Raw genomic sequence first — 23,033 nt, 5'->3', positions numbered from 1 at the left:
ACGTGACGTGGTGTCGAGTCAGAGCACCTTGATCTCACCGCTTCGCTGGCCCGGGATCCGCGAATCGCAGTTGTTCCAGGAGACCAGCTCCCACGAGCCGGAAGGGAAGGCACGGAGCTCCGCATGGGCGCAGTTGAACAGCCCGGAAAGCGACTGGGTCGGCGCGAGGTCCCACCCGAGCAGCGTCCCGACCGCGGCCCGGATGGCGTAGGCGTGACTCACCACGAGGACCAGGCCTGCCCGGTGAACGGCAGCGAGGTCGCCCAGAGCACTGGCGACCCGAGCGCCGCACTCCGTGGGACTCTCGCCGGTGTCGGAGAACCGGCGGTCCTCGCCGCGGGCGGCCAGGAACGACGGATCCCGATCGAGCACCTCGCGATCGACCAGGCCCTCCCACTCCCCCACATCGACCTCCTTGAGGCGGTCGTCGAGGAGGACCGGGGGTGGGTCGATCATGGCGGAGGCGAGCGTCGCCGCCGTGTCCCGGGCCCGGCGAAGCGGCGAGCTGGCCACCACGTCCGGTCGCAGCCTCCGCATGTGGTCGGCCAGGGCGATCGCCTGGCGGGCGCCCAGGTCGTCCAGCGGGACGTCCGCCTGCCCGTGCCAGCGACCGGTCCGGTTCCACGCCGTCCTCCCGTGCCGGACCAGCAGCAGGGTGGTCGGACCCTCAGTCGCCCGCATCGCCCGACAGCGCTCGCAACAGCCCGTCAACGGCCGCGGCCGCGGCACGCTCGACGCTCTCCTCGGTGAACCCACCCACGTGCGGAGTTGCGATGACACGCTCGTGGTGGACCAGCGTGTAGTCGGCCGGCGGCTCGGATTCGTGCGCATCGATGCAGTAGGCGCGCAGGTGCCCCGAGTCCAGCGCATCGATCACGGCCGCCTGGTCGACGAGGCTCGCCCGGGCCGTGTTGACCAGGATCGCCCCCGGCCGCATGCGAGCCAGCTCCGCACGACCCAGGAGCGGTCGATCTCCACCCGGGGCGTGCAGGGTGATGACGTCGGACCCGGCGATGAGCGACTCGATCCCGACCCACTCGAAGCCGGACGGCGTGGTCCAGCCTCGATCGGGATAGGCGTCCTGGCCGATCACCCGCATCCCGATCCCGGCGGCCATGGCAGCGACCCGGCGGCCGATCTGCCCCAGCCCCACGATCCCGAGCGTGCGGCCGGAGAGCTCCAGGCCACGGGTCCGCTGCCAGCGTTCGGACTTCAGCCTGGCGTCCGACCACGGGATCATCCTCGCCGCCCCGAAGGCGAGGGCCAGGGCGAGTTCGGCCACCCCTTGCGAGTTCGCGCCGAGGGCGGGCACCACCGTGATGCCCAGCCGCGCCGCGGTGTCGAGGTCGACGTTGTCGACCCCGACCCCGTTCCTGCTGATCACCCGCAGCCCTGGGCACTGCTCCAGCAGCGCAGACGGGACCTGCTCGACGCCGGCGAGGTAGCCGACGCACCGGGGCAGGACCGCCTCCAGTTCCGCGAGCGTCGGAGTGCGGCCGGGGGCCGGGAAGACCACCTCGTAGCCTGCGGCCTCGAGCCGTGCAAGGCTCGGGTGCCCGGCCTCGGAGAGCGACCGAGGGGTCACCGCGATCAGTCCGGCCACGCCCATGTCAGGCCTCGGCCTTCCACTTCGGGTTGTCGACGAACTCGGGCCCGCTCGCGCCGGCGACGCACAGCTTCCGGAAGCCCTTCTCCTCGATCGTTCCGTAGTCGTGCCCGGCGTGGCCGGGGAACGCGAAGAAGGTGATCAGCGGCTCGGAGTCACTGGTGTTGATGCTGCGGTGGGCGTACCGGCGCGGCACGTACACCCCCTGGCCGGGGACGAACCTCTCCCACTGCACGTCTCCTTCGGGGTTCTCCATGAGCATGTAGCCCTCGCCGGAGAGGCAGAAGTAGATCTCGCCGGTGTCGAGGACCTCGTGGAAGTGGCCCTTCGTCATGTAGTACTCGTCGCCGATGCGCCCCGGGTAGACGATGCTCGTGCCGTAGGCGATGTCGCCCGAGGTGGGCGGCACGTCCATGTCGTAGAACTCGTACATCAGTTCGTCGTTCACTGCGGCCTTCGATCGGGCAGCCGCCTCGTCGGAGAACATGGCGGCCATGTCCGAGATGCGACGACGAAGGGGTTGCCGCTGATCGTTCAGGCCGGTCCGCAGGTCGAAGTTGGTGCTGGTTGCCGGGACAGTGGTGGTGGTCATGTCTAGCCCTTCTCTGTTGCGCCGCGGGCGATCTCCCCGAGCTTGTCGAACTCGGGCCCCGCAGTTGGGATGTCGATGTGGAAGACCTCGCTGATCACGCGGGTCCAGCCGTGGAGGAAGTAGACCCAGCCGTCCTCGATCCCGAGACCGGCGGGGGCCGCCTGGGAGCGCGCCTGGTCGAGGAAGACCAGATCGCCCCGGTAGTTGAAGTCCCAGGCGATCGCCCGGGCAGGGAACCTCACCGCGTCGGTGAGCGGCGAGCCGGGCCGGTCCTTGCCCAGCCCGGTGGCGTTGACGATGACCGATCCCGGCGGCGCCTGGGAGACGGCCGCGTCGTTGACCTGCGGGTCCGGAGCGAGGATGTAGTCGATCGGGATGGAGAACCCGATCGCCGCGTGGATCTGCCGCATCTCGTCGAGCCGGTGCTCGCGCCGATTCGTCACGACGACGCGATCGGGCACGGACTCCCCGGCGACCTTGCGGCGATGCAGGAAGAGCGTGAGCGCCAGTGACGAGCCGCCGGCGCCGAGGAGCACCAGGTGCTCGCCTCCACGCCAGGCGTCCTCCCCGACGATCGCGAGCAGCGACAAGCCGCTGGTGAGCGGGTCCATCGCGTGGCCCCAGAGTTCGGCTCCCCGCTTCGAGATGCTGCTGACCTCGTCGAGCAGGCGCGTGTCCTCCCCCGCGCCGTCGAAGAGGTCCCGGCTGGCCTTGAAGAGGTTGAGCTTGTGGGTGGTGACCAGGGCGCCGAGCGACAACGGGTCGTTCTTGATGAACGACACGACCTCGCGGTAGGCAGCCGGGTCGGCGTCGAGCGGGAGGTCGATGCCTGTGATGCGGGCATCGATGCCGAGGTGTTCGGCCCAGCGGGGGAACACCCGCATGATCGACGACGATCCGGTGGTGACGCCGATGAAGTACATCGTCGGCGTGCGGGCAGGCTGAAGCAGGGGCATGTACTGCGCTCCTTCGGATGAGTGGATGGGGACGGAAGAGGGACGCCTCAGTGCGCTTCCCAGTCGAGGGCCCGGCTGACGGCCTTCTTCCAGCCGGCGTACATGGCCGCCCTCCGCTCGGGCGCCATGTCGGGGGTGAAGACGCGCTCGACGGCGTAGACCGCCGACAACTCGGCACGATCGGCCCAGAAGCCGACCGCCAGACCGGCGAGCGAGGCTGCCCCACGGGCGGTGGACTCCACAATCGTGGGCCGCACCACCGGGACGTCGAGCAGGTCGGCCTGCAACTGCATGAGGAAGTTGTTGCGTGCGGCACCGCCGTCGACCCGGATCTGACGAGCCTTGATGCCGGAATCGTCCTCCATCAGCGAGATGACGTCGCAGATCTGGTAGGCGATCGACTCCAGGGCTGCCCGGATCACGTGGTTGCGGCTCGCTCCCCGGGTGAGGCCCATGATCGCGGCGCGGGCGTAGGGGTCCCAGTAGGGCGCCGCCAGACCCGTGAAGGCGGGCACGAAGTAGACACCGTTGGTGTCGGGAACCCGCCTCGCGGCGTACTCGGTGTCCTCGGAGTCGTAGACGATGCGGAGCTCGTCACGGAGCCACTGCACCGTCACCCCCGAGCAGAAGATCAGGCCCTCGAGCCCGTACTCGACCTTGCCGTCCAGGCCCCATGCCGGAATGGTCAGCAGGCCGGTGTCGGAGCGGACGGGCGTCTCGCCGGTGTTCATCACCAGGCTCGCGCCCGTGCCGTAGGTCGCCTTGATCATGCCGGGCTCGAAACAGGCCTGGCCGAAGAGAGCTGCGTGCTGGTCGCCGATGGACGAGGCCAGCGGGATCCGGACCCCGGGGAAGACGTCCGCTGCCGTCTGCCCGTACACCTCGCTGCTGGGACGGACCTCCGGGAGCACCGCCCGCGGGATCCCGAGTTCGTCGAGCAGGGTGTCGTCCCACACGAGGCGATGGATGTCGAAGAGCATCGTGCGGGAGGCGTTGGTGTAGTCGGTCACATGGACCTCGCCACCACTGAGGTTCCACAGCAACCACGTGTCGATCGTGCCGAACAGGAGTTCCCCCCGCTCGGCCCGCTCGCGGGCGCCGGGGATGTTCTCGAGCATCCAGCGGAGCTTCGTCCCCGAGAAGTAGGCGTCGATCAGGAGTCCGGTCGTCGCACGGACGTGCTCCTCGAGCCCCCGCGCCTTCAGCGAGTCGCAGTAGTCGGCCGTCCGGCGGTCCTGCCAGACGATGGCGTTCATCAGCGGCTCGCCGGTGGAGCGGTCCCACAGCAGGGACGTCTCCCGCTGATTGGTGACACCGATCGCGGCGACGTCCGCGGGCGTGAGCCCCGCGCCGGCGAGCGCTTCCTTGGCCACCGTGAGCTGGTTGTTCCAGATGTCCATCGCGTTGTGCTCCACCCAACCCGGCTTCGGGTAGATCTGGGGGAACTCCTTGCCGGCCACCGCGAGGATCTCGCCGGTGTGATCGAAGAGGATCGCCCGGACGCTGGTCGTGCCCGCGTCGAGGGCCAGCACCGCCTTCTTGCTCATGACTGCCTCCCTGCACCATCGCCGAAGAGAACCATGGCCTTCATACCGTCTCCGGAGGCGGCGTACTCCATGGCGTCGTTGATCTGGTCGATCGTGAACGTCCTGGTGACCAACGTGGACGGATCGACCCGGCGGTCCGCGACCAGCTGCATGGCCTGGACGTAGTCGTAGTTGCTGCTGCCCGTCGTCCCCGTGAGGACCAGGCCCTTGTAGTGCAGCAGGTTCGTGTTGATGGGCACCTCACCGCCGGCCCCGAGGCCCGCGAAGAAGTTGATCCGGCCGTGGTTGGCCAGCAACTCGACCGCTTCGGTCTGCACGGCAGGGCTGGAGACGCAGGTGATCACGACATCCGCGCCACGTCCGGAGGTCTCGGCGCGGACGACCTCGGCCAGGTTCTCCGTGGAGACATCGACGACCACGTCGGCGCCGGCGTCCCGTGCCATCGCGAGCCGCCCGGCCCCGTAGTTGCTGACGATCACCTTCCGGGCCCCGGCGAGCCGGGCCAGCATGGTGTGGAAGATCCCGATCGGGCCGGCACCGACGATCACGACCGTGTCCGAGTACCCCACGCCCAGCGCACGCTGACCGCGCAGGCAGCACGAGAACGGCTCGGTGAGCGCCGCCGACGGGTCCGACACGCCGTCCGGGATGTGGAAGACGTTGCCCAGTGCGAAGGCCGGGACCCTCAGGTACTCCTCGAACCCGCCATCCATCGTGACGCCGAACGCCTCGTAGTCGGGGCACATGTTATTGAGCCCCTGGCGGCAGAACTCGCACCGTCCGCAGCCGACGTTGGGCGTGACGGTCACGCGCTGGCCGAGGGAGAAGCCGACCACCTCGTGGCCCACTTCCACCACCACGCCGGCGACCTCGTGGCCCAGCACCCGGTGCTGTCCCTGTGGGAGCTTGAAGTGGCCGTAGCGGGAGATGCGCAGGTCCGTGCCGCAGATGGACGCCACCCGCACCTCGATCAGGATCTCGTCGGGCGCGATCTCGGGCTTGGGGATGTCGCGGACGACGACGCGTCCCGGCTCCTCGAAGACTGCTGCCTTCATGGTCAGTCCTCTCCTTCGGTGATGTGCAGTGCCGCGGCCTCGCCGCGGGCCTCCTCGGCCACGGCCACCACGACCTTGTTCGTCCAGATCCGGCGCTCGGCCATGGCGGCCATCACGTCCGGAACCTCGGCGAGAGCAGGGGCGTGCGAGATGAGCGGGACGCTCTGGACCGTGCCGGCCGCGAGGTGGTGCACGACCATGTCCCACTCGCTCCGGCCCTGCGGGGTGATCTGGGAGTTCCAGGTGCCGAGGACGGTCAGCTCCCTCCGGATGAGGGAGGAGATGAGCGCGCGCGGGATGGTCGCGTCGCCCTTGAGGTCACCGAGGACCAGGACCTGGCCGTGCGGCCCTGCGACCTCGAGGCACTGGAGGAACGTCTGCGGGAACCCGCTGGCCTCGACGGCCGCGTCGACACCACTGCCGCCGTTGGCGGCCCGGGCCAGCTCGACGGCATCCCCCTGCTCGGCGGCGATCGTCTCGAAGCCGAGGCGCTCCATCACCGCGCGCTTGCGCGGGTCGACGTCCGCGACCAGCACGCGCGTCCAGCCGAGGACGCGCAGCCATTGCGCCGCGAACGCCCCGATCGGGCCGGCACCGATGACCAGCGCCACCCCGGCCGGCGGGACGGTGAGCTTGCGTACGGCGTGCAGGGCGACGGCAGCGGGCTCGACGGTCGCCGCGACGAGCAGCGGCAGGTCCGCGGGCACCGGGACGAGGTTGCGTTCCGGCACCCAGAGCCACTCGACCATCCCTCCGTCGCGGCGGGAACCGAAGTAGTCGTAGTCGCTGCCCAGCGCCCAGTCACCCACCTCGGTGAACGGATCGTCCGGTCTCGGCAGGAGCGGGAAGACCGCCACCCGGTCACCGGCGGCGAGACGGCCACCGGGCGCGGGCTCCTCCACGATCCCCGAGAACTCGTGCCCGAGGACCAGGGGGTAGTGGTAGGCGGTCCCGTGGGCGTACCTGAGCAGGTCGGACCCGCACAGCCCCACACCACCGACGCGGACCCGGACCGGCCGTTCCCCGAAGGGCGCCGGCTCGGGCACGTCGGTGTAGTCGAGGACGCCGGGCGCGGCGACCACAGCTGCCTTCATCGGCTCAGACCTCCATGCCGTAGCGGTGTGCCTTGTGCGTCGGGTAGAGCGAGATCGTCGGCACGGTGACGTCCGGGGTGCGGGTGGCGACCCAGAGGGTGACCTCCGCGACGTTGGAGACGTCGATGCAGCTGGCGTAGATGCCCTCCTTCATCTCCTTCTCGTCCAGCCACCCGTCGATGTAGGCCGGCAGGTCGCCGTCGTACAGCCCGGTGTCGATGATCTGGGTCATCGGGGTGGCGACGTGCGAGGGGTTGATGACCGTGACGCCGATCTTCTTGTCCTTGCCCTCGAGCAGGATGTTCTTGCTGAAGCCGAGCATGCCGTGCTTGGACGCCCGGTAGGGGCTGTGGCCCGGACCGGAGGCGATCCTGGTCGAGGATGAGCCCATGTTCATGATCCGGCCGCCGGTGGGCTGGGTCTCCATGATCCGGAACGCCTCGCGGCAGCACAGGAAGACACCGGTCAAGTTCGGGCCGATGGTCTTGTTCCACTCGTCGAGGGTCACCTGGGTCACCGGGGGGGCGAGGGAGTCGCGGCCCGCACTGTTCACCAGCAGGTCGACCGACCCCCAGCCCCTGGCCTTCTCGAAGAACTCGATGACGGTCTCCTCGCTGGTGACGTCGCCGACGAAGCCCTCGGCCTCCCAGCCGTGCGTGCGGATCTCCTCGACGACCTGGCCGAGCCGGTCGGCGTCGAGGTCGACCAGGAGGACCTTGGCCTTGTTGGCGGCGAAGGTCCGGGCGACGGCCTCGCCGATGCCGGATGCGGCGCCCGTCACCACGGCGACCTTCCCCGCGAGTGCCGTGCCCTGCACCGGGACGTAGTTGGGGATGAATTCGGTCGTGCTCATGGGGTGCTTCCTCTCAGTGTTGGTTTTGGGCCAGCTCGCGGGCAGCTCGTGCCCGCGCTGTGATGCCGGCGAAGTCCTTGTGCGTCAGCGCGCTCCGGGGCGCTATCCAGGTGCCACCCACCGCGGCCACGTTCGGCTGGGCGAGCCACTCCCCCAGCGTGGCCTCCGTGATGCCGCCGGTGGGCATGAAGGACACCTGTGGGTACGGTCCAGCCAGGGCCGACACCATCGGGAGCCCGCCGGAGGGGACCGCGGGGAAGAACTTGAGCAGGTTCAGGCCGAGCGAGAGCCCCTCCTCCACCCCGCTGGGCGAGTTGACGCCGGGGACGATCGGCAGACCGATCTCCAGGCACTCCGCCACAACGACCGGGTTGAAGCCGGGGCTGACCCCGAAGCGGGCCCCGGCCGCCTTCGCCGCCCGCGCCTGGACCGGGGTGAGGATGGTGCCGGCGCCGACCTCCACGTCCGGGCACTCGGCCGAGATCCTCCTGATCGACTCCTCCGCGGCGTCGGTCCGGAAGGTGACCTCGATGACGGGCAGGCCGCCGTCGGCGAGCGCGCGGGCGAGCGGGACCGCGTCCTCGGCGTCGTCGATCGCCACGACGGGGACGACCCGCACGCTGCGGAGCACGTCGGTCAGGGGAACGGTCACGATGAAGCCTCCTGCTGGATGACGAAGCCGGCGCCGACCGCCGGCAGGGTCCACCCGAGGTCGTCGACGGCCGACAGGTAGGCCAGCGCCACCGAGGGCGGGATGGTGTTGAAGTCGAAGAGCCCGAAGTGGTGGCACAGCAACTCGGGGATCGCCGCGTCGCGACACAGCTGGACCGCCTCGGCGACCGTGAAGTTGCCGGGCACGCCGTTGCTCGTGCGGTACTCGTCGCGGCCATTGATCGGCAGGAGGGCGATGTCCACCGCGAGGTCGCGAAGCCGGTCGGCCAGGCCCGGGTAGGGCACACAGTCTCCTGAGTGGTAGATCCGGGTGCCGCCCGTGTCGATGACGTAGCCGAGGGCCAGGTGGTCGCCGCGCGCGTCGGTCGCCAGCGCCTCGTGGGCTGAGGGCAGCACCGTGACGGTGAGCCCGTCGACCCGGACCACGTCTCCGTCGGCCACGCCGGTGAGGCACTGCTCCGGCACGCCGCGCTCGAGCGCGAGTTCCTGGCAGGCGCGCGGGACGATGAAGCGTGTGGAGGTCCGGCACGCCAGGTCCCTGATCGTCCATGGGTCCAGGTGATCGGTGTGCCCGTGGGTGATGAGCACGGCGTCGGCATCGCCGATCTCCGCTGCCGCGATCGGCGGCGGGAAGAGCCTCGCGTGGGGGAAGAGCCTCCCCTGGTACTTCGCCGCCAGGCTGTCCGAGAGGTACGGGTCGATCAGCACCAGCCGACCGTCGAAGAGCAGGCCGAAGCCGGCCGCGCCGAGCCAGACCAACGCCTTACCTATGGGACGAAGCGGCCCGCGCAGCAGTCCGACGTCAACCGCCGCGTCCGCCTTCAGCCGCCGGGGGAACCGGGACTGGTGGGTCGCGGCAGGCAGGAGAGTTTCCTCCGCACTCGCCGGCGTTGGCGGTAGTTTCGACGTCACGTCGGTAGCATGGAAGATTTTTCGATTCCTGTCAACCCCCTCCGACGTCCCCGCGAAAGAAGTTTCTTCGGTTTACCCTGCTGGGAGTGCACCCGCGAGAGGAAGGTCTGCACATGAGCGACGTCCGAGAGCCCAGCGATACCGACGCGCCTGTGTTGCACCGGATCGCCGCGAAGCTGCCGTACATGCCGGCGGCCCTTCGGCAGGTCGGAGAGCTGATCCTGCGCGATCCCGAGACGGCCCGCCTGATGAGCATCACGACGCTGGCCAAGACGGCCGACGTGGCCGAGTCCACCGTCTCCCGGTTCGCGCGCGAGCTGGACTTCGGCAGCTACCGCGAACTCCGGCTCGGCATCACCGAAGCTGCGTATGCGAGCCGGGTGGCGAACCACGCCCCCGAAGCGGAGTACGTGTACAACGGCCTGGCCAAGGACGATCCCGTGGACGACATCGTCCGCAAGATCACCATCAACAGCTCCCAGTCCCTCCAGCAGACCGCACAGCGCCTCGACCCGGGTGCACTCGAGGCCGCGATCCGGATGATCGACGATGCCAACCTGATCACCTTCGCCTGCATGGGATCGTCCAGCATCGCCGCAGAAGAGGGCGTCATGCGCTTCATCCGGGCAGGCAAGCGCTGTGCGCTGTACCGCGACCAGAGCCTCCAGGCCATGCTCGCCACGATCGTGGGCGCCGGCGATCTCGTGATCGCCCTGAGCGACTCCGGCCGTTCCGCCACGATCGTGGAGGTGATCCGGCAAGCACGCGCGCACGGCGCCAAGACCCTGGCCATCACCTCGGGCCCCGATTCCCCTGCGGCGAAGAGTGCCGAAGCGGTGCTCTTCACGTCCGCGACCCCGTCCGGGGGCGCGCTGTACGGAGAGTCGGTCGCAGCGAAGTGGGGCCAGCTGCTCGTCATCGACGTCCTGTATGCCGCCTTCGCAGCTCGGCGGTTCGATGACACGCTCGCGCACCTCCAGGAGACGTACGCCGCCGGAATCAAGCAGTCCAGGGTCTAGCCGCCCTTCCCCCACCGCGACCGGGTGGGCGTGATCGCCCGCTCGGGGCACCAAATCGCAGAATCTCCCACGATGACGCCTTGAAACGGCGAAACCTTCGTGGCACGCTGGCTGAGGCTCGTCGGACAGGACGCACAGTCCAGCCGCACCGCACGTGCGGCCAGGGCGCCCCCAGCGCGGCGCACGACAGCCGAAACGCCCCGTGTGGTTACTCCTTTGGCCACACGGGGCGTCCCATCTTCGCAGGAACTCCCACGTTTGAGTCTTGACGTCGCAGAACTTTCTGTACAACACTTGACGGTGCGGGACGAACCGACCTGGACGTCCCTCGCCAGCTGAAGCGCCAAGGACGGCGCACAAATCCGGAGGTTCCGAATGGCTCTCAAGCCCAAGCCCCTTCGACTGGCTTACTCCGCTGCGATCGCGGCGGTAGTCCTCGGACTTGCCGCGTGTTCGGCAGCACCCGGAGGCCAGTCCCCAGCCAGCAATTCACCCGCGACGCCGGACGCGACGTCCGTCGCGACTGCGTCCGGCCCGATCGAGTACCCCGCACCCACGGCGCTGGACAGCGGGTCCCAGGCGACCCTGGACAACATCTCCTACAAGGGCGGGACGCCCACGATCGCCTACCTTCCGATGGGCACCGAGTTCAACTACCACGTCGCCCTCTTCGAGGGGCTCAAGACCGTGCCGGGGATCAACACCTTCATGCTGTCGCCCTACGCGGGAAGCGACCAGGCGGCCCAGCTGGGCATGCTCCAGGACGTCACCTCCCGGGCCGATGTCGACGCCATCCTCCTGATCAGCTTCGACGAACACTCCCTCGCCCCGCTGGTGAAGAAGGCCGTGGACGCCGGCAAGGTGGTCGTGATCATCAACTCCGACATCCCCAACTACCCGACCCCCGTGCATGGCGTGGTCGGCGTTACCCAGCGGGTGGCCAACAAGGCGCTCGCCGAGTGGGCTGTGAAGTCGGTGAACGGTGAGGCGCGCACCGTCGGCATCCTGGACGGCGAGCCGAGCTACCTCGCCACGGAGCGGGCGGGCGGCTTCGAGGACGGCATCAAGGGCACGTCCTGGAAGCTCAAGGCCCGGGTGAACGGCGGCTGGAGCGTCGACAAGGGCAACACCGCGGCCATGGACCTCCTCCAGGCGAACCCGGACATCCAGGTGCTGTACGCCTCGAACGACTACATGGCCGAGGGTGCGGCGCTCGCCGGCAAGACCCTGGGTCGCAGCGACCTCATGGTCCTCGGTTACGACGGTGACACCGCCGCCATCGAGAGCATCGCGAACGGGGACGGCGTCACCGCCACGACCAACACCAACCCGGTGAAGATGGGCCGCGTTGCCGGCCAGTTCGTCGTCGACCTCCTGAACAAGAAGTCGACGGGTGGCTACGTCAACTCGCCCACCGAGATCGTCACCAAGGACAACGCGGTCACGATCCTGCAGAACCCTGCCGACCTGTACCCCAAGCCGTCCAAGAAGTACTGACCGACGCACAAGAGGGTGACGACCATGACAGCCACACATCCGCTGGACACGCCGCTGTGGGCGCTCACCGGGATCACGAAGCGGTTCCCGGGGGTGCGCGCGAACGACAGCGTGAACCTGACGCTCAGGGCCGGCCAGATCCATGGCCTGCTGGGTGAGAACGGCTGCGGGAAGTCCACCCTCATCAAGATCCTCTCCGGAGTGCAGGCTCCGGACGAGGGTGAGATAAGGAAGAACGGCCACCTCGTCTCGCTGGGCAGCCCCACGGATGCCCGGCGAGCGGGGGTGGCCACGGTGTACCAGGAGTTCTCGCTCGTGCCCCAACTCACGGTGGCCGAGAACATCTTCCTCGGCCGGCACCCCCGCCGGCTCGGGCTCGTCGACTGGAGCCAGGTGCGCCGGAAGGCGGAAGAGGTACTCCGTCAGCTCGACCTCGAACTGGATCCGGACACGAAGGTGGCCGACCTCTCGGTCGCGGAGCAGCAGCTCGTCGAGATCGCCAAGGCCCTGTCGCAGAACGCGGAACTGCTCATCCTGGACGAGCCGACCACCGCGCTGGGCCAGGGCGAGGTGGCCATTCTCCACGGCTTCCTCCACCGGATGGCCGCGCGGGGGGTGTCGATCCTCTACGTGTCGCACCGGCTCGACGAGGTCGTGGGGCTGGTCGACGACTTCACCATCCTGAAGGACGGCCGCGTGGTCAGCGCGCCCGGCGAAACCGCGAAGAACGTCCACGACATCGTCACCCGGATGATCGGCAGCGACGTCTCCGAGCACTTCCCCAAGGAGCACAACAGCACCGACGAGGTCGTGCTCGAGGTGCGCGGCGCGGGGACCGCGGAGCGCGTCCACGACGTCAGCTTCGACCTGCGTCGCGGCGAAGTCCTCGGCCTGGGCGGAGTGATCGGATCCGGACGGACGGAGATTGCGCGCGCGGTGTTCGGCGCGGATCGTCTCACCACCGGACGGGTCCTCCTCCACGGGCGTCCGCTGAACCTTCGAAGCCCGCACGACGCGATCAAGGCAGGCATTGCGCTCGTCCCGGAGAACCGCAAGTCCGAAGGCCTCTTCTTCAACTTCTCCGCAGGCCCCAATCTGACGATCGCCAACCTCCGGGGCATCGCGCCCCGGGTGCTCCTGAGCCACGGGGCGGAGCGGGACGTGGCGGGCCGCTACATCCGCGACCTGGAGATCACGCCGGCCGCCATCTCGAAACTCGTCAACCTGATCTCCGGCGGAAACCAGCAGAAGGTCCTGATCGCCCGCTGGCTGTTCGCCCAGGCAGAGATCGTCATCTTCGACGAACCGACCCAGGGCATCGACGTCGGCGCCCGCCTCGCCGTCTACCACCTCATCAACGACCTCACCCGAAGTGGCAAGTCGGTGATCCTGATCAGCTCTGCGCACGACGAGCTCCTGGCCATGAGCGACCGCGTCGCGCTGGTCCGGCACGGAACCGTCACCGCCGTGAAGGCCGTCGACCAGATCCGGCACGCGGACCTCGTGAGCGCCACCGAAGCCGAGCACCACTCCCCAACCCACCAGGAAAGTCACGCATCATGAAGCGCTTGAACATCGCAGAGTTCGCCGGGCCGCTCGCCGCACTCGTCCTGATCGTCGTGGTAGTCGCGGTCACGACACCCTCCTTCTGGAGTGCCGAGAACTTCCGCAACATCGCGCTGCAAGTGGCCGTGCTCAGCGTGGTTGCCCTGGGCGCGACCATCGTCATCATCACCGGCGGCATCGACCTGAGCCCGGGATCCATGATCGCCGTGCTCACCATGGTGCTGGCACTCACCATCAAGACGCTCGGGCAGCCCCTGTGGATCTCCGTCCTCGTGACCATCCTCCTCGGGGCCCTCATGGGGGCGCTCAACGGCACCCTCGTCGCCTACCTCCGGATCCCGGCCTTCATCGTGACCCTCGCCGGGATGAGCGCCTACAAGGGCCTCGCCCTCACCGTCCCGCCGGGCTCGCCGATCTTCTCCCTCTCCCCCGAACTGGGCAACCTGTTCTACGGGCAACTCGTCGGTATCCCGCTGCCGTTCTTCTACGTCGTCGGGCTCTACGCCCTGGCGACGGTCGTGCTCAACTTCACGAAGTTCGGCCGCGAGATCTATGCCCTCGGCGGCAACGAAGTGGCCGCGCGGCTGTCCGGAGTGCGCGTGAAGTGGGTGCGGATGCTGGCCTATGTGGCCGCCGGCGCCTGCACCGGCATCGGTGGCGTCCTGCTGGCGGCCCGCCTGAACTCCGGTTCACCCAACTACGGCGCCGGCATCGAGCTGCTGGCCATCGCCGGAGCGGTGGTCGGCGGAGCCAGTCTCGCGGGCGGCCGCGGCCACATCGTCAACACCCTCGTCGGTGTGCTGATCATCGTGGTTGTCCAGAACGGCCTCAACCTCAACGCAGTCTCCACCTCGGTTCAGTCCGTCGCCATCGGCGCGATCATCCTGCTGGCCGTCGCCCTCGACATCTGGCGACCCACCGTGTCCGCACGCGTCGCCGGGCTCATGCCCACCCAGAAGCTCGCAACCACCACGAGAAAGTGAGATCGGAATGAACCAGCTCGGCGTCCACATGCTTGTCTTCACCCCGGAATGGACCCCGGCAACCGCCCGGGATGCGTTTGCGCGCGCCCAGCGCGCCGGCTACGACGCGCTGGAGGTCCTCATCCTCGACTACGAGACGATCGACACGAAGATGACGGCGGACCTGGCAGCGGAGTTCGGCCTCAAGGTCGTGGCGGCGTCCACGGGCACCCGCGAGGCGGACATCGGCAGCGCCGATGCGGCGGTGGTGAAGAAGGGCGAGGACCTGCTCCTGCGCAGCATCGAATTGGCGAAGGAGATGGGTGCCACCGAGCTGGGCGGGCCGGGCTTCTCCGCGGTGGCCCGCTACTCCGCCGCTCCCCCCGCCGGCGCCTTCGAGCAGGCGGTCAAGAGCTACACCCGGGTGGCAGACGCGGCTCGCGCGGCAGGGATCCGGGTGGGCCTCGAGGCACTCAACCGCTACGAGAGCAACTTCATCAACACGCTCGACCAGGCCGCCGAGGTGGTTCGGGCCGCCGGGCCGGATGCGCTGTTCGTGCACGCGGACCTGTTCCACATGAACATCGAGGAGCGCAACCTGGGCGAGGCCTTCCTCGCCGTCAAGGACGTCCTCGGCTACGTGCACATCGCGGAGAGCAACCGCGGCCCCCTCGGCACCGGCAACACCGACTGGAAGCTGGTGTTCGGAACTCTGGGCCGCATGGGGTACACCGGCCCCATCACGTTCGAGACCTTCTCCCCGAGCGTCCTCGGCCCGGACCTCGCCAACCTCGTCGCCCTGTGGCGCGACCCCTGGCACGATCCGGACGAGGTGGCGGCCGCGGGTCGGGCGTTCATCGCGCAGCACATCTCTGAGGCGAGGATCTAGCCGCCATGGATCTCAACCTTGGCGGTCGAACCGCGCTGGTGACGGCGTCCACCGGAGGAATCGGCCTGGAGATCGCTCGGTCGCTCGCTGCGGAAGGCGCCCGGGTGTTCGTCAACGGACGCTCGGAGGCCGGCGTCGCCGGCGCCATCGAGTCGATCCGCGACCTGCACCCCGCTGCCGACCTCCGGGCCGCGGTCGCGGACTGTGGGACAAGGGACGGGACCGAGCGCCTGATCGGCGAACTGCCCGATGTCGACATCCTTGTGAACAACCTGGGTGTGTACGACGCCGGGTCGATCCTCGACCTTCCCGACGAGGAGTGGTTGCGGCTCTTCGAGATCAACATCCTCAGCGGGATCCGGCTGACCAGGCACTACCTGCCCGGGATGCTCTCCCGCGACAGCGGGCGGGTGGTGTTCATCGCGAGCGAGGCCGCCCTGACCCCGGCACCCGAACTCCCGCACTACAGCGCCACCAAGACGATGCAGCTGGCGGTGAGCAGGATCTTCGCGGAGGCGACCCGGGGGACGAGGGTGACCGTCAACGCCGTGCTGCCCGGATCGACCCGTACCACGGGGGTGGAGCACTTCGTCCAGGACCTCTTCCCGGAGCTGCCCTACGACGAGGCCGAGAAGCGGTTCATGGCGGAGAACCGTTCGACGTCCATCATCGGTCGGCTCATCCTCCCCGAGGAAGTCGCCGCCCTTGTCACCTTCGTCGCCGGCGGGGCCACGGGCGCCATCAACGGCGCCGTCCTGCGAACCGACGGCGGGATCGTCCGCACCGTCTTCTAGCACCGCCAGCCCCGCCAGGCTGTTCCTCCCAGTCCCGCACCGCTCGTCGGTCGACGAGTCCGCCCCTGCCCTCGACCGGACGGGCGGTGCGGGACGCGCCCTTGCCCCTCCTGGTGCGGGTCCCAGACGAGACGGTTCCGACGATGCTGATCCTGGTTCTCGAGGCGAGCACGACGTCGGCCAAGGCGATGATCCTCGACACGGACACCTTCGCGACGACCGTGCTCACCGCGCCGTACCGACGCGGCGACGCAGGATACGGCACTCACGACGCGGACGACGTGGTCTCCTCCGTGCTCGAGCTCGGCAGACGCGTCCTCCAGGGACGCACGGTCTCCGCGGTCTCCCTTGTCGGCACATGGCACGGGCTCCTCCTTGCCGACCGCCACCTTCGCCCGTCATCACCGGTCTACCTGTGGTCCCACAGCTTCGCCGCGACGACCTGCCGCAGGTTGCGCGGAGAACAAGGCTTTGCCGCGTGGTTCGGCGAGCGCAGCGGCTGCGGGGTGAGCGCCATCTACCCGGCCTTCACGCTCCGGCGCCTGAGGGAGGACGCCGTGCGCCTGGGCGACCAGCTCGTCCTCGACGAGGGAACCTACCTGAACTGGGTCCTGACCGGCGAGTGGCTGCAGACCACGTGCCTCGCTTCGGGGTCCGGGCTCCTGAACACCCGGAACCGGGCCTACGACGACGAGCTTCTGGACTGGGCCGGTATCCGGGTCAGACAGCTGCCCCCGCTGACCGACCCCCGACAGGCCCGTCCGCTCTCGCGGAGGGGCGCTCGCCTCCTGGGCCTCTCCGAGGGGGCACCCGTCCTCCTGACGATCGCCGACGGAGCATCCAACCAGCTCGGGTCCGGAGCGCTGCAGCCCGGCGTCCTGACCGTGTCGGTCGGCACCAGTGGAGCGTTGCGCCTGGCGAGTGACACCCCGCGTCCCCCGGGCCCATCCACCTGGTGCTACGTCTCGACCCACGGCTGGCTGAGTGGCGCAGCGACGTCGGGGGCATGCAACTGCCTCGACTGGTTCCGAGAGAACATCGCGGGCGGCCAATCCTCCTACGACTGGCTGGAGGGCGAAGGAATGGCCGGCGACGAACCGCTCTTCCTTCCCTTCATCCATGGCGAGCGATCCCCGGGTTGGGACGACTCGCGGCGGGCGGAATTCCGGCGGCTGACCGCGCACCATGACCTCCACTCGCTGTACCGCTCTGCACAGGAAGGGGTGCTCTTCAACCTCCTGCAGTGCTACGAGGCCCTGGCTGAGCAGCACGGCACCCCCGAGCGGCTCAGGCTCTCCGGTGGGATCCTCAGTTCACCCCGCTGGACTCAGATGTGCTGCGACGTCCTCGGCAGGGATGTCGAGCTCGACGGCACCCAGCAGGCGTCCCTCATGGGAGGGGCCGTCCTGGCTCTCGAACACCTCGGCGAGCTTCCGAGCGCAACCGGGTACGCCGGCCGGACGGCGGGGGTACTCACCCCTCGTCCCGAGGCGTCGCGACGTCATCGAGAGCGCTACGAGGACTACCAGAGCGAGTACGCCACCCGATCCGGCAGGACATGCGCAGCGACTGAACCCTCGGTCGCACGAGACCACCCGTCCGAGCACCCGTGAACGCCACCGCCCGCGTCAGGGACGCCGCACGCCCTTGATGCAGAGGTAGCCCACCATCCACAACTCGCCGACGGTCGCCGGGAGGGTGAGCAGGTCGAGGACGGGGCCGGCATCGGGCAGAAGCGAGCCGAGCATCGCGTTGGCGACGTACCCGACACCGCCGATCATCAGGGTCCAGCCCAGGGCGGCGGGCATCCAGCCGGAGCGCAGGGCGAGCCAGCCCATCGGGATCAGCCAGAGCCCGAAGAAGATCCCACCCACGCTCCACAGGTGGCCGCTCACCACGTAGAGCAGCTGTGCCGTGGGCGCCATCGCCCCGCCGGCGGCCAGGGACGGGTCCTGGCTGACGTCGAGCGCCGCCCCGAGCACGGCCGCGCTGCCGAGGATCGCCACTGCGTTGACGAGGCCGAACGCGGCGATCGCGCCGGCGGCGAAGCGGTCGACGCTGGAGAAGAGGCGGAAGAACCACAGCGCGACCAGGGCCTGGGTGAGGACGATGCCCATCTCGACGAGGACGCCGAGCCGCGCCAGGAACTCCTGCTGGACGAGGTTCGCCAGCGTCGCGTCCGGGCTGGCGGGGACGAAGATCTGGTTCCGCACGAGCATGAACCCGACGAGTCCGGTGATCGCCAGCCCGAGGTACAGCAGGCCGGTCGTGCGCGCGGTGCGGATCAGGGTGGGCGCGGTCGCCTCGGGGCGACGTGTGGTGGTGGTCATGGGTGAGAGCTCCTCCGGTTGGGCCTTACGTTGTAAGGCTGCCTTACTGCGTAAGGTTCCCATACTGTGTAAGGTTGGCGCAAGAGGTGAGGAGGGCGACGTGACCACGAGCGAGATCCGGCTCCCGCTGACGCCCGCGAGGGTCGTCGCAGCGGCGATGGCGCTGGCCGACGCCGACGGCCTCCCCGCCCTCACGATGCGCCGGCTCGCCGCCGACCTCGGCGTCGAGCCGATGTCGCTCTACCACCACGTCCCGGGCAAGGACCAGCTCCTCGACGGGCTCGCCGAGGCCGTGCTGGCCGAGGTGGCCACCGCCGTCGGAGCCGCCGTCCGCGACGACGACGACTGGCGAACGGCGTTGCGTGCACGGTGCCTCGCGGCCCGCACGGTGATGGTGCGCCACCGGTGGGCGCCGGGCCTCCTGGGCTCCCGCCGGAGCATCCCCGCGGGCCTGTACCCCTACTACGAGGAGATCCTGGCCACCATGGTCCGCGGCCGGCTGAGCTACCACCTCGCCCACCGGGCCATCCACGCGCTCGGCACCATGGTCCTCGGGTTCACCCAGGAGTTGTTCTCCCCCGACTCCGCCGGCGGCACCCTCGACGAGGAGGCCGCGGAGGCCGACTTCGCCGCGATGGCCGAAGCCCTGCCCCACCTGACCGCGATGGTCGCCGCCGAGGTTCACGACAACGCCGAGGACCCCCTCGGCTGGTGCGACAGCCAGAACGAGTTCGAGTTCACCCTCGACCTCCTGCTCCAGGGGCTGGCCAGGGCCGCGGAACGCTGACCCCGCGGGGCTACCGGCGCGCGGGCTCCGGCACCAGCCACTCCACGACCTCACGCGCGGTCCAGCCCGCCGGATGGCGCTCGATGAGCCGGTGGGCGGACGCCAGGTCAGAGCCGAGCGTCACCTCGGCATCCTCGACGTAGCCGCTGCGCCGGACCTGGCCGAGTCCGACATTCGCCATCAGCGCGTTGCACAGGCACGTGCGTCCGGCCAGGTCGGCCGGGTCACCTCCCTTGCGGAGGTACATGTGCTCCGGCTCGGCCGCGCAGCGGTAGCCGATCGTCTGGTCGGGGCGCTCGACCGGCGAGCGCAGGTAGCCCAGGTCACAGATCCGGGAGCGGTCCGCGTACAGCTCGCCGTCGGAGAGGGTTCCCCCGAGTTCGGCCACCTTGAACGGGAAGCCCGTCGGCGACGCCCGCGGGTCGTTGCGGACCACCAGCGTGCCGGAGGCCAGCTCGGCGAGCACCTGCCGCCTGAGATCGGGGCGCAGTCCCGACTCCGCCGCCATCGCGAACAGCGTCCCCACCTGGACCCCGGCCGCCCCCGCCGCCAGCGCCTCGGCCACCTTCTCCGGCGAGGCGTAGGCGCCGGCCAGCCAGAAGGGGAGGCCGAGCTCGGCCACCTTGGCCAGGTCCGCATCGTCCCTCGCGCCGTAGACCGGCTCGCCGGCGTCGTCGAGGACGAGCTTCCCGCGCGGCGGGGCACTGTGCCCTCCGGCCCGGGGCCCCTCGACCACGAAGCCGTCCGGCCGGATCTCCGGATCCCGGTTGAGGTAGCCGGCCAGCACGTGCAGGGACACGATCGCCAGGAACTGCGGGCGACGCAGCGGGGGCAGGTCGTCGCCGAGGTGGTCGACCGGATCGAGGACGGCGCGATGGGTCCGCGTCGCGTTGGCGACGTCGATGGTCAGCCGCCCCGCGCGCCCGGCGGCGAAGTCGGTGAGCAGGCGGGGGATCTCGCGCGGGACGCCCGCGCCCATGATCACGTGGTCGACGCCGGCGAGCATCGCACCCAGGATGGCCGAGGGGTTGGCGGTCTGGATCTTCTCCAGCATGTTGATCCCGACGAGGCCGTCGTGCCCCTCCTTGGCGAGCCACACCTCCGCGAAGTTGCCGACCAGGCTGAGCTCGACCGCGGCCCGTCCCGGCGAGATCGTGAGGGTCGGGTGCGGCCGGTACGGTCGGTCCGGCGCGCGCCCGCCTTCGATGAAATAGCTGGCCAGGACCCGCTCGGCCATCGCGGGCGACGGGAAGTGCGCAAGGGCCCGGCGGCGGTGGCCGCCCGGGTCGCCGTCCTGGAGGCACCGCGCGAGGACGCCGTCCAGGGCCGTGCCGGAGACCACGCCGAGCTGGCCCGCGAGGGACACCTCACGCGCCAGTGTCCAGGAGGAGACGGCAATACCCATGCCGCCTTGGATGACCACGGGCTGCAGGTTCGTTGTCACGGTGTCCGATCGGGTGGTGTGCGTTACCCTACGGTACCGTAAGTTATCGCGGACGGCCCAATCGGCGACCTCCCGCAAGCTCGCCCAATGGTGAATTCCATCCACGGACGCCGGCCGTGCGCCCCCGGAATCACCCCCTGCGGCGGGGCCGCGCCTCCTCGACGACCGGCGACGACTCCCCCAGCACCCAGCAGGTGGTCGCCCGGTAGGTCTGGCCGGGCCGGAGCACCGTGCTCGGGAAGTGGGGCTGATTCGGCGCGTCCGGGAACGCCTGCGTCTCCAGGGCGACGCCGGCCCGTCGGACGTAGCCCGTCCCGGACGTGCCGACCTGGGTGCCGTCGAAGTGGTCGCCGCAGTACACCTGGAGGCCGGGCTGGTCACTGATCACCGTCAGCGTGAGCCCGCGGGAGCCCATCAGCCGGCAGTGCTCGCGCATGCCTGACCCGTCCACAACGAAGTTGTGGTCGAACCCTCCCCGCCGCGTGACCGCTTCCGCCTCGGCCGCCACGCGCGCGGAGCCGAGGTGGCGCCAGCCGCGGAAGTCCATCGCCGAGCCCGTGACGTCCCGGATCTCCCCGGTGGGGATGCCGTCGTCGTGGTTCGGCGTGTAGCGCGAGGCGCGGACCTGCAGGTAGTGGTCGTCAGTGTTGCCGGAGGCCTCGCCGTCGAGGTTGAAGTAGGCGTGGTTGGTGAGGTTGACCACCGTGGGCGCGGAGGTGGTGGCCCGGTAGGCGACCTTGGCCCCTCCGGGGAACAGTTCGTAGCGGGCGGAGACCTCGAGTTCACCGGGGAAGCCCTGGTCGCCGTCAGGGCTGCAGAGCGAGAACTCCACCCAGTCCGACCCCTGGCCGGCGATCTCCCACACCCGGGAGTGGAAGCCCTGCGTGCCGCCGTGGAGCTGGTTCGGCCCCTCGTTCGCGTCCACCTCGTGGGCGGTGCCGTCCAGGACGAACCGCGCGCCGCCGATCCGGTTGGCGAAGCGCCCGACGGTCATCCCGAGGTAGATGTTCGGCCCGAGGTAGTCCGCCTCGGACGCCGATCCGAGGACGACGTTGCGCCAGGAGCCGTCGGCCAGGCGCAGGTCGAGCCGGGCGAGGGTCGCGCCCAGGCGGCGCAGCTCCATGCGGAGGTCCGCATTCTCCAGGACGATTTTGCCGGCGGCGCTCATCGACGCGTCCCGCCACGACGGGCCTGCCGCGAAATGTGGATCATCATCGACCTCTCAACCGGGGTTGGTGCGCGAGTTGGTGACGAAATGATAACGCTAACTGAGTCGATTCCGATAGCGCTAACAGCAGCGAACGCGGCAGACTCCCGTCCACAACTGACGGCGCAATCCGCCCATTCCACAGGTGCGCGATCCCGCGTCGCGGACGGCGCGGTTCAGGGGGCCGGCGCGGTGCTCGCGCGCAGCACCAGCTGGGGGACGCGCTGGAGCGGGTTGGGCGCCTGCTCGTCCGACAGCACGGCCAGCACCACCTCCATCGCGTCGCGACCGAGCTGGGCGAAGTCCTGGTGCATCGTGGTCAGCGGCGGAGAGAAGTGGGCCGCCTCCGGGACGTCGTCGAAGCCGATCACGCTCACCGCCCCCGGCACGGAGCGTCCCCCCTCGGTGAGCGCGTGGATCAGCCCGAGCGCCATCTGGTCGTTGCCGCAGAACACCGCCGTGAACTCCTCGCCGAGGAGCCTGCGTCCCGCCTCGTAGCCGCTGGCGGCCGACCAGTCGCCGAAGAGCGGCTCGTGGGCGACCAGCCCGTGCTCGGCGAGGGTGTCACGCCACCCGCGGATGCGCTCCAGCGCGTCCATCGACTCGACCGGACCGGCGATGTGCCGGATCTGCGTGTGCCCGAGGTCGATGAGGTGCCGGACCGCCCGCTTCGCGCCCGCGTACTGGTCGAGCGAGACGCGGTGGATGCCGGAGCCCTGCGACACCACGCCCAGGAACGGCACCCCGAGGTCCATGCCCTGCAGCAGGCCGAGCGCCGACCGGTTCGAGGTGATCAGCACGATCGCCTCGACGTTCTGGCGGACGAGCGTCTCCGCCGCCTGGCGGAAGGCACTCGCCTCGAGCTGCAGGAGGCTCGCCATGATCACCGCGTACCGCTCCTCGCGCGCCGCCTCGTTGAAGTTCACCGCCGTCGTGGACGGGCCGAACTCGGGCAGGCCCGTCGTGATCAGGCCGATCGTCCGGGAGCGACGGGTGACCAGCGCCCGCGCCGCGGGCGAGGGGATGTAGCGCAGCTGCTTGATCGCCCGTTCGACACGCTCGCGGGTCGCGGGACGGACGTTGGGCAGCTCGTTCAGCACCCGCGAGACCGTCTGGTGGGATACGCCAGCCAGGCGCGCCACGTCGAAGATCGTGGCCGCCTTGGTGCGTTCCTCTTCGGTCGTCACGGCGCCTGTTGCCCCGGGCCTGCGCCCGCTGGGCGTCCTCTCCGCGCCCGATGCTATCGACACG

22 protein-coding genes are annotated in these 23,033 nt (G+C 69.6%); 8 read left to right on the top strand and 14 right to left on the bottom strand.

The window, feature by feature from the left end:
- Positions 1–18: 18 nt before the first annotated feature.
- The 10 genes from ACFQQJ_RS14760 to ACFQQJ_RS14715 are packed head-to-tail and all read right to left on the bottom strand — an operon-like array spanning position 19 to position 9,134.
- The gene (locus ACFQQJ_RS14760; protein WP_377107602.1) at positions 19–681 is read right to left on the bottom strand and encodes a histidine phosphatase family protein; all 663 of its coding nucleotides are present in this window, start codon (positions 679–681) and stop codon (positions 19–21) included.
- Positions 668–1,585, bottom strand: a complete 918-nt coding sequence (locus ACFQQJ_RS14755; RefSeq protein WP_377107600.1) for a phosphoglycerate dehydrogenase — start codon at positions 1,583–1,585, stop codon at positions 668–670. The genes ACFQQJ_RS14760 and ACFQQJ_RS14755 overlap by 14 nt, the downstream gene beginning before the upstream one ends.
- Positions 1,586–1,610: 25 nt before the next feature.
- Entirely contained in the window at positions 1,611–2,198 is a 588-nt protein-coding gene (locus tag ACFQQJ_RS14750) for a glucose-6-phosphate isomerase (protein ID WP_377107598.1), read from the bottom strand.
- Positions 2,199–2,200: 2 nt separating this feature from the next.
- The gene (locus ACFQQJ_RS14745) at positions 2,201–3,154 is read right to left on the bottom strand and encodes a hypothetical protein (RefSeq protein WP_377107596.1); all 954 of its coding nucleotides are present in this window, start codon (positions 3,152–3,154) and stop codon (positions 2,201–2,203) included.
- 47 nt (positions 3,155–3,201) lie between these two features.
- Entirely contained in the window at positions 3,202–4,701 is a 1,500-nt protein-coding gene (gene glpK, locus ACFQQJ_RS14740) for a glycerol kinase GlpK (RefSeq protein ID WP_377107593.1), read from the bottom strand.
- Entirely contained in the window at positions 4,698–5,756 is a 1,059-nt protein-coding gene (locus ACFQQJ_RS14735; protein ID WP_377107591.1) for a zinc-dependent dehydrogenase, read from the bottom strand. Before ACFQQJ_RS14735 ends, glpK begins: the two co-directional genes overlap by 4 nt.
- A gap of 2 nt (positions 5,757–5,758) precedes the next feature.
- Positions 5,759–6,850 (bottom strand): galactitol-1-phosphate 5-dehydrogenase, encoded by a 1,092-nt coding sequence (locus tag ACFQQJ_RS14730; protein ID WP_377107589.1) that lies wholly within the window; start codon positions 6,848–6,850, stop codon positions 5,759–5,761.
- 4 nt (positions 6,851–6,854) lie between these two features.
- Complete coding sequence (locus ACFQQJ_RS14725) at positions 6,855–7,703, bottom strand: SDR family oxidoreductase (protein WP_377107587.1); 849 nt, start codon at positions 7,701–7,703, stop codon at positions 6,855–6,857.
- Positions 7,704–7,716: 13 nt separating this feature from the next.
- Positions 7,717–8,355, bottom strand: coding sequence for a bifunctional 4-hydroxy-2-oxoglutarate aldolase/2-dehydro-3-deoxy-phosphogluconate aldolase (gene eda, locus ACFQQJ_RS14720; RefSeq protein ID WP_377107585.1), 639 nt, complete (start codon positions 8,353–8,355; stop codon positions 7,717–7,719).
- Positions 8,352–9,134 (bottom strand): MBL fold metallo-hydrolase, encoded by a 783-nt coding sequence (locus ACFQQJ_RS14715; protein WP_377107583.1) that lies wholly within the window; start codon positions 9,132–9,134, stop codon positions 8,352–8,354. Before ACFQQJ_RS14715 ends, eda begins: the two co-directional genes overlap by 4 nt.
- Positions 9,135–9,400: 266 nt before the next feature.
- Here ACFQQJ_RS14715 and ACFQQJ_RS14710 point away from each other — a divergent pair, with 266 nt between their 5' ends.
- The 7 genes from ACFQQJ_RS14710 to ACFQQJ_RS14680 all read left to right on the top strand — a co-directional run bounded on the left by ACFQQJ_RS14710 (position 9,401) and on the right by ACFQQJ_RS14680 (position 17,627).
- Positions 9,401–10,306 carry a MurR/RpiR family transcriptional regulator gene (locus tag ACFQQJ_RS14710; RefSeq protein ID WP_377107581.1) on the top strand — a complete coding sequence of 302 codons (906 nt, stop codon included), beginning with the start codon at positions 9,401–9,403 and terminating at the stop codon, positions 10,304–10,306.
- Between the two features lie 375 nt (positions 10,307–10,681).
- Positions 10,682–11,803, top strand: a complete 1,122-nt coding sequence (locus tag ACFQQJ_RS14705) for a sugar ABC transporter substrate-binding protein (RefSeq protein ID WP_377107580.1) — start codon at positions 10,682–10,684, stop codon at positions 11,801–11,803.
- Positions 11,804–11,827: 24 nt separating this feature from the next.
- Positions 11,828–13,366: a sugar ABC transporter ATP-binding protein gene (locus ACFQQJ_RS14700; protein ID WP_377107578.1), complete on the top strand. Its 1,539-nt coding sequence runs from the start codon at positions 11,828–11,830 to the stop codon at positions 13,364–13,366.
- Positions 13,363–14,352: an ABC transporter permease gene (locus ACFQQJ_RS14695; protein ID WP_377107576.1), complete on the top strand. Its 990-nt coding sequence runs from the start codon at positions 13,363–13,365 to the stop codon at positions 14,350–14,352. Before ACFQQJ_RS14700 ends, ACFQQJ_RS14695 begins: the two co-directional genes overlap by 4 nt.
- A gap of 7 nt (positions 14,353–14,359) precedes the next feature.
- On the top strand, positions 14,360–15,220 hold the full coding sequence (locus ACFQQJ_RS14690; RefSeq protein WP_377107574.1) for a sugar phosphate isomerase/epimerase family protein: 861 nt from the start codon (positions 14,360–14,362) through the stop codon (positions 15,218–15,220).
- A 5-nt stretch (positions 15,221–15,225) separates the two neighbouring features.
- Positions 15,226–16,014, top strand: a complete 789-nt coding sequence (locus ACFQQJ_RS14685; RefSeq protein WP_377107572.1) for an SDR family NAD(P)-dependent oxidoreductase — start codon at positions 15,226–15,228, stop codon at positions 16,012–16,014.
- Between the two features lie 143 nt (positions 16,015–16,157).
- Positions 16,158–17,627: a gluconokinase gene (locus tag ACFQQJ_RS14680; protein ID WP_377107570.1), complete on the top strand. Its 1,470-nt coding sequence runs from the start codon at positions 16,158–16,160 to the stop codon at positions 17,625–17,627.
- A 15-nt stretch (positions 17,628–17,642) separates the two neighbouring features.
- On the opposite strand, the gene ACFQQJ_RS14675 is transcribed toward ACFQQJ_RS14680, so the two are convergent.
- The gene (locus ACFQQJ_RS14675; RefSeq protein WP_377107567.1) at positions 17,643–18,344 is read right to left on the bottom strand and encodes a DUF4386 domain-containing protein; all 702 of its coding nucleotides are present in this window, start codon (positions 18,342–18,344) and stop codon (positions 17,643–17,645) included.
- Positions 18,345–18,444: 100 nt separating this feature from the next.
- Here ACFQQJ_RS14675 and ACFQQJ_RS14670 point away from each other — a divergent pair, with 100 nt between their 5' ends.
- Entirely contained in the window at positions 18,445–19,131 is a 687-nt protein-coding gene (locus ACFQQJ_RS14670; RefSeq protein ID WP_377107565.1) for a TetR/AcrR family transcriptional regulator, read from the top strand.
- 10 nt (positions 19,132–19,141) lie between these two features.
- On the opposite strand, the gene ACFQQJ_RS14665 is transcribed toward ACFQQJ_RS14670, so the two are convergent.
- The 3 genes from ACFQQJ_RS14665 to ACFQQJ_RS14655 all read right to left on the bottom strand — a co-directional run bounded on the left by ACFQQJ_RS14665 (position 19,142) and on the right by ACFQQJ_RS14655 (position 22,969).
- Positions 19,142–20,536 carry a nitronate monooxygenase gene (locus ACFQQJ_RS14665; protein WP_377107563.1) on the bottom strand — a complete coding sequence of 465 codons (1,395 nt, stop codon included), beginning with the start codon at positions 20,534–20,536 and terminating at the stop codon, positions 19,142–19,144.
- Between the two features lie 169 nt (positions 20,537–20,705).
- Positions 20,706–21,743: an aldose epimerase family protein gene (locus ACFQQJ_RS14660; protein WP_377107561.1), complete on the bottom strand. Its 1,038-nt coding sequence runs from the start codon at positions 21,741–21,743 to the stop codon at positions 20,706–20,708.
- A gap of 215 nt (positions 21,744–21,958) precedes the next feature.
- Complete coding sequence (locus ACFQQJ_RS14655) at positions 21,959–22,969, bottom strand: LacI family DNA-binding transcriptional regulator (RefSeq protein WP_377107559.1); 1,011 nt, start codon at positions 22,967–22,969, stop codon at positions 21,959–21,961.
- Positions 22,970–23,033: the final 64 nt, after the last annotated feature.

This window comes from Propionicimonas sp. T2.31MG-18, assembly GCF_964266745.1.
In the GTDB taxonomy this organism is placed as follows: domain Bacteria; phylum Actinomycetota; class Actinomycetes; order Propionibacteriales; family Propionibacteriaceae; genus Propionicimonas.
Note: the sequence above shows the minus strand (reverse complement) of the source record. Positions and strands in the feature narration are given on the sequence as shown.